This is a genomic window from Modestobacter sp. SYSU DS0875 (genome assembly GCF_054050915.1).
On record NZ_JBJHAH010000027.1, the window covers coordinates 46,742 to 57,180 of the forward strand.

At 74.0% G+C, this 10,439-nt stretch carries 9 protein-coding genes; 7 read left to right on the top strand and 2 right to left on the bottom strand.

The features are described from left to right. Positions 1-65 precede the first annotated feature (65 nt). From ACI79Y_RS15470 to ACI79Y_RS15500, 7 genes are all read left to right on the top strand, one after another. Entirely contained in the window at positions 66-2,954 is a 2,889-nt protein-coding gene (locus ACI79Y_RS15470; RefSeq protein ID WP_457159334.1) for a Na+/H+ antiporter subunit A, read from the top strand. Further along, positions 2,951-3,478, top strand: a complete 528-nt coding sequence (locus tag ACI79Y_RS15475) for a Na(+)/H(+) antiporter subunit C (RefSeq protein ID WP_457159335.1) — start codon at positions 2,951-2,953, stop codon at positions 3,476-3,478. Before ACI79Y_RS15470 ends, ACI79Y_RS15475 begins: the two co-directional genes overlap by 4 nt. Further along, entirely contained in the window at positions 3,475-5,235 is a 1,761-nt protein-coding gene (locus ACI79Y_RS15480; protein ID WP_457159336.1) for a Na+/H+ antiporter subunit D, read from the top strand. Before ACI79Y_RS15475 ends, ACI79Y_RS15480 begins: the two co-directional genes overlap by 4 nt. Continuing rightward, positions 5,232-5,819: a Na+/H+ antiporter subunit E gene (locus ACI79Y_RS15485; RefSeq protein ID WP_457159337.1), complete on the top strand. Its 588-nt coding sequence runs from the start codon at positions 5,232-5,234 to the stop codon at positions 5,817-5,819. The genes ACI79Y_RS15480 and ACI79Y_RS15485 overlap by 4 nt, the downstream gene beginning before the upstream one ends. Next, complete coding sequence (locus tag ACI79Y_RS15490; protein ID WP_457159338.1) at positions 5,816-6,157, top strand: monovalent cation/H+ antiporter complex subunit F; 342 nt, start codon at positions 5,816-5,818, stop codon at positions 6,155-6,157. The genes ACI79Y_RS15485 and ACI79Y_RS15490 overlap by 4 nt, the downstream gene beginning before the upstream one ends. Then, entirely contained in the window at positions 6,154-6,660 is a 507-nt protein-coding gene (gene mnhG, locus ACI79Y_RS15495) for a monovalent cation/H(+) antiporter subunit G (protein WP_457159339.1), read from the top strand. The genes ACI79Y_RS15490 and mnhG overlap by 4 nt, the downstream gene beginning before the upstream one ends. 88 nt (positions 6,661-6,748) lie before the next feature. Continuing rightward, on the top strand, positions 6,749-7,684 hold the full coding sequence (locus tag ACI79Y_RS15500; RefSeq protein WP_457159340.1) for a serine hydrolase: 936 nt from the start codon (positions 6,749-6,751) through the stop codon (positions 7,682-7,684). 21 nt (positions 7,685-7,705) lie between these two features. On the opposite strand, the gene leuA is transcribed toward ACI79Y_RS15500, so the two are convergent. Next, positions 7,706-9,439, bottom strand: a complete 1,734-nt coding sequence (gene leuA, locus ACI79Y_RS15505) for a 2-isopropylmalate synthase (protein WP_457159341.1) — start codon at positions 9,437-9,439, stop codon at positions 7,706-7,708. A gap of 205 nt (positions 9,440-9,644) precedes the next feature. Then, a complete protein-coding gene (locus ACI79Y_RS15510; protein WP_457159342.1) occupies positions 9,645-10,280 on the bottom strand; it encodes a helix-turn-helix domain-containing protein in 636 nt (211 codons plus the stop codon). Positions 10,281-10,439 lie beyond the last annotated feature (159 nt).

Consider the following 10,439-nt stretch of genomic DNA (forward strand, 5'->3'; position numbering starts at 1 on the left):
TCGATCGCGCCGATCCGCGGTGCGTGCACCCGCACGCCCGGCCGACGACGACCGGAAGGGACCCGTTGGGCCTGCTGCTGATCCTCCACCTCGCTGCCGCGGTGGTCGCCCCGCTGCTGGTGCGGTGGTGGGGGCGCCAGGCGTTCCTGGCCCTCGCGCTGGTCCCGGGCGTGGCCTTCGGCTGGGTGCTGACCCGCCTGGGCACGGTGGTCGGCGGGGGCGAGGTCCGCGAGACCGTCTCCTGGATCCCGGCGCTGGACCTGGACGTCGCGCTGCGGCTGGACGCCCTGTCGCTCAGCTTCGCGGCCCTGGTCACCGGGGTCGGCGCACTGGTGCTGGTCTACTGCGCGCGCTACTTCGAGCCCGACGAGGAGGGCGTGGGCCGGTTCGCCGGGGTGATGACCGCCTTCGCCGGCTCGATGCTCGGCCTGGTGCTCGCCGACGACGTGCTGGTGCTCTACGTCTTCTGGGAGCTCACCACCGTCTTCTCGTTCCTGCTGATCGGCGGGTCGGGCGGCAAGCTGGCCGGACGGCGGGCGGCGAGCCAGGCGCTGCTGCTCACCACGGCCGGCGGTCTGGCCATGCTGGTCGGGCTGCTGATGATCTCCTCGGCCAGCGGCAGCCGGCTGCTGTCGGTGATCGTGGCCGACCCGGGCAGCGGGCCGGTGCTGGTGGTCGGCACGATGCTCGTCCTGGCCGGTGCGGTGACGAAGTCGGCGATGGTGCCCTTCCACTTCTGGCTGCCGGCCGCGATGGAGGCGCCGACCCCGGTCAGCGCCTACCTGCACGCCGCCGCGATGGTGAAGGCCGGCATCTACCTGGTGGCCCGGCTGGCCCCCGGATTCGCCGACGTCCCCGGCTGGCGGCCGGTCGTGCTGGGGCTCGGCGTGGCGACGATGCTGATCGGCGGCTGGCGCTCGCTGCGGCAGAACGACCTGAAGCTGCTGCTGGCCTTCAGCACGGTCAGCCAGCTGGGCTTCCTGATCACCATGGTCGGGGCCGGCAGCGAGGAGCTGGCCGCGGCGGGGCTGGCGATGACCGTCGCGCATGCGCTGAGCAAGTCGACGCTGTTCCTCTCCGTCGGGGTGGTCGACCACGCGACCGGGGTCCGCGACCTGCGGCTGCTGTCCGGGCTGGGCCGGCGCATGCCCGCCCTCGCCGTGATCGCCACGCTGGCCGCGGCCAGCCTGGTCGGGTTGCCGCCGTTCCTGGGTTTCGTCGGCAAGGAAGCGGCGTTCACCGCGCTGTGGGAGGGCGGGGTCCCCGACCGGGTCGCCGCCGTCGTCGTCCTGGTCGGGCTGGTGCTCGGCTCGGTCTTCACCGCCGCGTACTGCGCCCGCTTCCTGTGGGGCGCGTTCGCCCGCAAGCCGGAGCTGCCGGACACGGCGCCGGCGGAGCTGGAGCACCACCCCGGGCCGCTGTTCCTCACCGCGCCGGCCGTGCTCGCGCTCGCCGGGCTCGCCGCCGGCCCGGCCAGTCCGCTGCTGGACCACCTGGTGGTGCGCTACTCCGAGACCCTGCCCCTGATCGCCCCGGAGGCGGAGCACCTGGCGCTGTGGCACGGTCTGCAGCCCGCGCTCGCGCTCTCCGCGGTCACCCTGCTCGGCGGCGCCGCGATCTTCGCGCTGCGCGCGCCGTTCCACCGGCTGCAGCAGCGGCTGGCCGTCGGCGCCTCCGCCGACGAGGGCTACTGGAACACCCTGCAGGCCCTCGACCGGCTCGCCGTCCTGGTCACGGGTACGACGCAGCGCGGGTCGCTGCCCGCCTACCTGGGCACCATCCTCGTCGTCGTCCTGGCGCTGCCCGGGTCGGTGCTGCTGTTCCAGGCGCCGTGGCCGGACGAGTGGCGGGCGTGGGACAGCCCCCTGCAGGCGCTGGTCGGCGCGGTGGTCGTGACCGCCGCGCTGGTGGCCGTGCCGCTCCGGCAGCGCCTGTCCGCGGTGCTCGTCGTCGGCGTGACCGGCTACGGGCTGGCCCTGCTGTTCGTGCTGCACGGCGCTCCCGACCTGGCGCTGACCCAGTTCCTGGTCGAGACGCTGAGCCTCGTGGTCTTCGTGCTGGTGCTGCGCCGGCTACCCAAGGACATCAGCGAACGGCACCGCCCCGCCGAGCGGACCGTCCGGGCGGTGCTGGCGGGCAGCGTGGGCCTGCTCATGGCCGGGGTCGGCGCAGCCGCGTTGGCCGCCCGCACGGCCACGCCGGTCTCCACCGACATGCCCGAGCTCGCGCTGGAGGAGGGGCACGGGGAGAACGTGGTCAACGTGATCCTCGTCGACATCCGTGCCTGGGACACCCTGGGCGAGCTGTCGGTGCTCGTCGTCGCGGCCACGGGCGTGGCCAGCCTGGTCTTCCTCCGCAGCCGCACCGGAGCGGTCGACCGGGCAGGGGAGGGGCAGACCTCCGGGGACGACCCGAGCGCGGCCCGGCGGGCGCCGAAGAGCCGGTGGCTCTCGGCGAGCTCGACCCTCGCGCCCCAGCGGCGGTCCGTGGTCCTGGAGGTGGCCACGCGCTTCCTGTTCCACCCGATCGTCGTCTTCTCGCTGTTCCTGCTGTTCTCCGGGCACAACCAGCCCGGCGGTGGGTTCGCCGGTGGGCTGGTGGCCGGGCTGGCGCTCGTGCTCCGCTACCTGGCCGGCGGGAGGTACGAACTCGGCGCGGCCGCCCCGGTGGCCCCGGGTCTGCTGCTCGGGGGCGGGCTGCTGCTGGCCGGTGGCTCCGGGGTGGCCGGCCTGCTGCTGGGCGGGTCGGTGCTCGAGTCCGCCTACCTGGAGACGGACGTGGCGGTGCTCGGCCACGTGAGCCTGCCCACCGCGCTGTTCTTCGACATCGGCGTCTACCTCATCGTCGTGGGGCTGGTCCTGGACGTGCTCCGCAGCCTGGGTGCCGAGACCGACCGCCAGGAGGACGAGCAGGAGCCGGCGGACGTCGCTCCCGACGAGGTGATCGCCCGATGACCCCCACCATCGTGCTGCCGGTCGTGATCGGTGGCCTCTACGCGGCGGGTGTCTACCTGCTCCTGGACCGCAGCCTGACCCGGGTGATCCTCGGCTTCATCCTGCTGGGGAACGCGACGAACCTGCTGCTGCTGTCCGCCAGCGGCCCGACCGGGCTGTCCCCGGTGTTCGGCTACGCCGAGACGGAGGAGATGAGCGACCCGCTGCCGCAGGCCCTGGTGCTCACCGCGATCGTGATCACCTTCGGGGTGACCGCGTTCCTGCTGGCGATGGTGCACCGGTCCTGGCGGCTGGTCCGGCAGGAGGTCATCGAGATCGACGAGGAGGACCGGCGGGTCGCGGCCCGGCAGGGCATGGACGCCGACGACATCGACCCCGACGACCTGCCGACCGAGGACCGGCCCGCGGGCAAGGGGAACACCATGCCCTCCGACGTCGACGTGGAGGAGCAGTTGGCGCACCGGTACGGCGAGTTCGCCTCCGACGACATCGGACTCCCGCCGACCCGACGGAGCGACCGGTGATCGGCACCCTCGCACCCCTGCCGGTGCTGCTCCCGCTGCTCGGGGCGGCGGCCGCGCTGCTGGTGGGCCGGCACCCGCGGGTGCAGCGCACGGTCAGCATCGTGGTCCTGGCCACGGTGGTGGGGGTCTCGGTGGCCCTGCTGCTCATCGCCGACGCCCAGGGTGCGGCCGCGGTCGCCGTCGGGGACTGGCCGGTCCCGGTCGCGATCGTGCTCGTGGTCGACCGGCTCTCCGCGCTGATGCTCGTGGTGGCCAGCACGGTGGGGCTGGGGGTGCTCGTGTTCGCCGTGGGCCAGGGCACGGCCGACGGCGACGAGGAGACCCCTCTGTCGATCTTCCACCCGACGTTCCTGATCCTCATCGCCGGCGTGAGCTACGCATTCCTCGCCGGTGACCTGTTCAACCTCTACGTGGGCTTCGAGGTGCTGCTGACCTCCAGCTACGTGCTGCTCACCCTGGGCGGCTCGGCCCCGCGGATCCGCGCGGGCATCACCTACGTGGTGGTCAGCCTGCTCAGCTCGCTGCTCTTCCTCGCCTCGATCGCGCTCGTCTACGCCGCGACCGGCACGGTGAACCTGGCGCAGCTGGCCGGCCGGCTCGGCGACCTGCCCGACGGCACCCAGCTGATGCTGCAGGCCCTGCTGCTGATCGCCTTCAGCATCAAGGCGGCGGTCTTCCCGCTGTCGGCCTGGCTGCCCGACAGCTACCCGACCGCGCCGGCCCCGGTCACCGCCGTGTTCGCCGGCCTGCTCACCAAGGTCGGCGTCTACGCCATCATCCGCACCCAGACGCTGCTGTTCCCCGGCGGTGCGCTCGACGACGTGCTCATGTGGGCCGCCCTGGCCACCATGGTGGTCGGCATCCTCGGCGCGGTGGCGCAGACCGACATCCGGCGCATCCTGTCGTTCACGCTGGTCAGCCACATCGGGTACATGGTCTTCGGCATCGCGCTCGCGACCACGGCCGGGCTGGCCGGCGCGATCTTCTACGTGGTCCACCACATCGCCATCCAGACGACCCTGTTCCTGGTCGCCGGGCTCATCGAGCGGCGGGGCGGTACGACGAGCAGCGCCCGCCTCGGCGGGCTCGCCACCGCCTCTCCCGTGCTCGCGGTGCTCTTCTTCGTGCCGGCGATGAACCTGGCCGGCATCCCTCCGTTCTCCGGTTTCATCGGCAAGGTCGGCCTGCTCGGTGCCGGCGTCTCCGTCGGCACCTGGCAGGCGTACGTGCTGGTGGGCGGTGCGGTCGTGACCAGCCTCCTCACGCTGGTGGCCATGTCGCGGGTGTGGACGCGGGCCTTCTGGCGGCCGTCGACGCAGTCGGCCTCGGCCGACACCGCCGCGGCCGCGGCCCGTGACGCCGGGCCCGACAACGGCCCGGACGACGGCCCGCAGGACCCCTCCGCCGGCAACGAGCCGGCCGACAACCTGCCCGAGGGGCTGGTCGGCGGGGCGACGTCGACCACCACCGCCCGCCGGACGGGACGCCGGGGCGCCTGGCAGCGGCACGTCGCCGTGGCGACGGCGGGGCCTGCTGGGGGCGACGGGCAGCCGAGCGGCGGTGCGGGGGAGTCCCGGCCGTCGACGCGGCCGCTCCCGGCGGTGATGATGGCGGCCACCGCGGCGATGGTGGTGCTCACCGTGGGTCTCACCGTGGTCGCCGGACCGCTGTACGGGATGACCACCCGGTCCGCTGCCGACCTCCGCGACCGCACCCCCTACATCGAGGCCGTCTACGGCGAGGAGGTGGACCGGTGACGTCCCAGGCCCCCGGCCGCTGGTTGCGGCACCGGGCGCCCCTGCTCGTCTGGCTGGTGCTCATCTGGATCCTGCTGTGGGGCACCTGGACCTGGGCGAACCTCCTCTCCGGTCTGCTGGTGGCCCTGGCGGTCACCATCCTGCTCCCGCTGCCGGCGGTCGCCGGTGGAGCGCGGCTGCACCCGGTGGCTGCGCTGTACTTCGTGGGCCACTTCCTGGTGAACCTCACGGTCTCCAGCGCCCAGGTGGCCTGGCAGACGCTGCGGCCCAGCGGTGTCCGGCAGAGCGCGGTCATCCTGGTGCAGCTGCGCACCGACTCCGACCTGCTGCTCAGCACCATCTCCCAGGTCCTCACGCTGGTGCCCGGCTCGATGGTGCTGGACCTGGACCGACGGCGGATGGCCCTGGGCGTCCACGTGCTGGACGTCGGCAGCGAGGCCGACGTGGAACGGCAGCGCGCGGAGGTGCTGGCGACGGAGCGGCGGGTGGTGCGCGCCTTCGGCTCGGCGGAGGACATCGCACGGCTGGACCGCGGGCCCGTCCAGGGCGGTGCCGCTCCCGCCGGTGCGGAGGCCACCCGATGAGCGTGGTCGTGACCTTGATCTACGGGATGCTGGGGCTGGGCGCGGTGCTGGCGATGGTGCGGCTGGCGCTGGGTCCCTCCCTGCTGGACCGGGTGGTGGCCACCGACACCGTCCTGGTGATCGTCACCGCCGGCCTCGCAGTGCACGCGGCCCTGGACCGGGACCCGACGGTCGTCCCGGTGCTCGTGGTCGTCGCCATGCTCGTCTTCGTGGGCGCCGTCTCCGTCGCGCGCTACGTCGGCGGCATGCTGCTGCGCACCGGGGCGGACGACGAGGACCTGGGGGTCTCGCCGGCCGCCGAGCAGCTCGACACGCGCGGGGATGGGGGGAGACCGTGAACGACTTCGACTCGGTGGCCGACTGGATTGCCGCAGCCTGCCTGCTGACCGGTGCTTTCCTCTGCCTCACCGCGGGGATCGGGCTGCTGCGGTTCCCCGACGTCCTGTCCCGGATGCACGCGGGCACGAAGCCGCAGGTGATGGGGGTGCTGCTGATCATGGTGGGTGGCGCGATCCGGCTCTCCGGCTGGTCGGCGACCTGGATGCTGCTGCTGGTCGCGGCGTTCCAGCTGATCACCGCGCCGGTCAACGCGCACATGGTCAGCCGGATCGCCTACCGGCGCCGGCACGTCGCCCCCGACCAGCTGCTCGTCGACGAGCTGGGTGGCGCCCAGCGCGGCGCCGAACTGCGTGCGGGTGAGGGGGGCATGAGCGGCGACCAGCCCGCCGACGCCCCGACCGACCCCCCGACCGGGACGCACTCGACCGACGCCGCCCAGGCCGACGCCGCCCAGCCCGACGCCGCCCAGCCCGACGAGGCTCGTGCGACCGGCACCGGCTGACGCGCCGCGTCGGTCGGGCTGCCCGCCGCCGGCGGCGGCCTCGGCGTGACGACCTGCGCCGGACAACCGGATGGCCCACCATCGATGCATGACCGGCGCCCGGAACCGGCCGGCGGGCGTCGCGGTGGCCGGCCTGCTGGCCGTCCTGCTGCTCCTCGCCGTCGGCTGCACGACCACGGGTGAGGACGACACGGCCACCGACTCCTCCGGCGGGGCGACGGCGGCGCCGGACACCGGTCGGGAGACACCGGACACCGGTCGGGAGACGCGGGGGGCCGACCGGGAGACCAGGGACGTCGACGAGGAGGACGTCCTCCGCGAGGTCGAGGAGGCCGCGTCCGGCGCCCGGGCGACGATCTCGGCGGTCGTGCTGGGCCCGCAGGGAGCGACGCTGGTCGAGAGTCCGACCGCGGCCGACCCGCGGGACGCCGCCTCGCTGGTGAAGCTGCTGGTGGTGCACCAGGTCCTCGACCAGGCCGGGCCCGACGGGCCCGACGAGCGGACCGCCGGGCTGCTGGAGCGGGCCATCACCGTGTCCGACGACGAGGCGATGGACCTGCTGTGGGTGGAGCGCGACGGTCCGGCGCTGGTGCGCGCGGCCGCGGAGGCCTTCGGTCTGACGAGCACCGCGCCGCCGGAGGACGTCACGCAGTGGGGCGAGACGGCGACGAGCGCGGTGGACCTCGCCCGGTTCCTCCGCACGCTCGCCGACCGGCCCGACGACCGGGCGGCGGCCACCCTGCTGGACTGGATGCGGGCGGCCGCCGACACCGCGGCCGACGGCTTCGACCAGGGCTTCGGGCTGCTGGCCGAGGGGCTGCCGGCCGGCGAAGGCGAGGTCGCGGTCAAGCAGGCGTGGGCCTGTTGCCCGGCGGACCGCCGGCAGCTGCACTCGGCGGGCGTCCTGCCGGACGGCCGGGTGGTGGTCCTGCTGGCCGAGGCGCCGCGCAGCTCGGGCTACGGGCAGCTGAGGGCCGCCCTGGACGACGCCGCGGCCGCGCTGGTGGCCGGCAGCACGGCCTGAGGGCGTGCTGCCGGCCCACGGTCAGCGTTGGGCGCGGTTGACGGCGGAGACGATCGCCCGCAGCGAGGCGGTGACGATGTTGGCGTCGATCCCGACGCCCCACAGCACCCGCTCGCCCACGGCGCACTCGACGTAGGAGGCGGCGCGGGCGTCGCCTCCGGCCGACAGCGCGTGCTCGGCGTAGTCGAGCACGCGGACGTCCACGTCGACGCTGCGCAGCGCGTCCACGAACGCCGCGATCGGTCCGTTGCCCCGACCCTCCAGGGTGACCGGCACCCCGCCGTCGACCAGGTCGACCCGGATCTCGTCCGGGCCGGTGCCCGAGGCGGTGTGCTCGTGACCGGCGAGGGAGAACCGGCCCCAGGGGGCGTCGGTGTCGGGCAGGTACTCGTTCTTGAACGCCGCCCACATCTGCTGGGCGGTGACCTCGCCGCCCTCGTCGTCGGTGTGCCGCTGGACGACCGCGCTGAACTCGATCTGCAGCCGCCGCGGCAGGTCCAGCTGGTTCTCGGTCTTCATGATGTAGGCGACGCCGCCCTTGCCGGACTGGCTGTTCACCCGGATCACCGCCTCGTAGCTGCGGCCGACGTCCTTGGGGTCGATCGGCAGGTACGGGACCGCCCACGGGATCTCGTCGACGCTCTTCCCGGCGGCCGCGGCGTCGGCGGCCAGCGCCGTGAAGCCCTTGTTGATCGCGTCCTGGTGGGAGCCGGAGAACGCGGTGTAGACCAGGTCGCCGCCGTAGGGGTGCCGCTCGTGCACGCCCAGCTGGTTGCAGTACTCGACGGTGCGCCGGATCTCGTCGATGTCGGAGAAGTCGATCTGCGGGTCGATGCCCTGGCTGAACAGGTTCAGCCCCAGGGTCACCAGGTCGACGTTGCCGGTGCGCTCGCCGTTGCCGAACAGGCACCCCTCGATGCGGTCGGCGCCGGCCCGGTAGCCCAGCTCCGCGGCGGCCACGGCGGTGCCCCGGTCGTTGTGCGGGTGCAGGGACAGCACGACCGCGTCGCGGCGGGCCAGGTTGCGGTGCATCCACTCGATCTGGTCGGCGTAGACGGTCGGCTCGGCCATCTCCACCGTCGCCGGCAGGTTCAGGATGGTCGGGCGGTCGACGGTCGGCTCCCACACGTCGGTGACCGCGTTGCAGACCTCGACGGCGAACTCCAGCTCGGTGCCGGTGAAGGACTCGGGGGAGTACTCGAACCGGATCTCGGTGTCACCGGCCTGCTCGGCCAGCTTGCGCACGAGCCGGGCACCGTGGACGGCGATGTCGGTGATCCCGGCCCGGTCGGAGTTGAACACGACCCGCCGCTGCAGCGTGGAGGTGGAGTTGTACAGGTGCACGATCGCCTGCTTGGCGCCGCGCAGGGACTCGAACGTCCGCTCGATCAGCTCGTCGCGGGCCTGGGTGAGCACCTGCACGGTGACGTCGTCGGGGATCAGGTCGTCCTCGACCAGCTGGCGGATGAAGTCGTAGTCGGTCTGGCTGGCCGCCGGGAAGCCGACCTCGATCTCCTTGTAGCCCATGCGGACCAGCAGCTCGAACATCCGCCGCTTGCGCTCGGGGCTCATCGGGTCGATCAGGGCCTGGTTGCCGTCGCGCAGGTCGACCGCGCACCAGCGCGGGGCCTGGGTGGTGACCGTCTCCGGCCAGGTGCGGTCGGGCAGCGGCACCGGGGTGAACGGCGCGTACTTGCCGATCGGCATCCCGGAGGGGCGCTGGGGGTTGCGGGCGTGCGGGTGGGACTCGCTCATGGGAGGTCTCCTCGTGCGCGGGCTGTCGTGCGCGGACGGCGCAACAGCTCCGGGGGGAGGTCAGCAGGCGCCGGGTACGCGCGAACACCGCGGCGAGGGGGCCGACCTAGGAGAGGGCCTCGCCGCGGCGGGTAAGCAGGAGGCTGCCGCGCACGTCGGCCACGGTAGCAGCGACGCCCCGGCCCGGCATGTCACCGGGCCGTCGTCAGCCGAGGTCGCACCGGCACGGGCAGTCCTCGACGTGCGGCCAGCGCTCCCCGGCGACCAGCAGGACGTCGCAGCCGGGCGGGCAGGTGCAGACCGGGTCGGGTGACGGCGGGGGACGCTCGCCGGCGAGGAACCGGCGTCGCCGTTCCTCGGCGGCCCGCCGGGCGGCGGCCTGGGCGCGGGCCCGGGCCCGGTCGGGCAGGGAGTCGCCCGGCTCCGGCCGGTGGTGGTCCCCGGCCGTCCCGCTGAGCCGGCGCCGCCCGTCGCGGTACCGCCGCTCGCGGCTGAAGGTGTAGCGCGGCGGGGTCGCCCGGGGCAGGTGCTCACCGCCCCACCAGTCCTCGTCGCCGTGGCGGGTGTCCAGGTGCGCGGGGAACAGCCGACCCGCGCCGTCCCGGACGGCGGCGTCGGTCATGCCGGGTGCCTCCCGTCCCTGCTCGTCGAGCAGGACCAGCCGTAGCCCGGCGAGCTCGGCGGCCCGCTCCAGCACCCGCGCGTCCAGGCCGCGCGCTCCGCACTCGACCGCCGCGATCGCGGACTTCGACACCCCGAGGTGCTCGGCCAGCTCGCGTTGCGAGAGGTCCCCGGTCCGGCGGATCCGGCGCAGCAGGCCGGGCAGGGTGGAGGCGGTCACGCGGGCAGCGTCGCCGCCGCCGCTGCCCGGACGGCAGCCCGATCAGTGATCTGTGGACAGTCGTGGTCTGACCACAGGGGCGGGCACACCGCGAAGGTGGGTGCGTCAGGGATGTCCCGCGCAGGGTCGTGCTCTGCCCACCCGGGGTGGGCAGAGCAC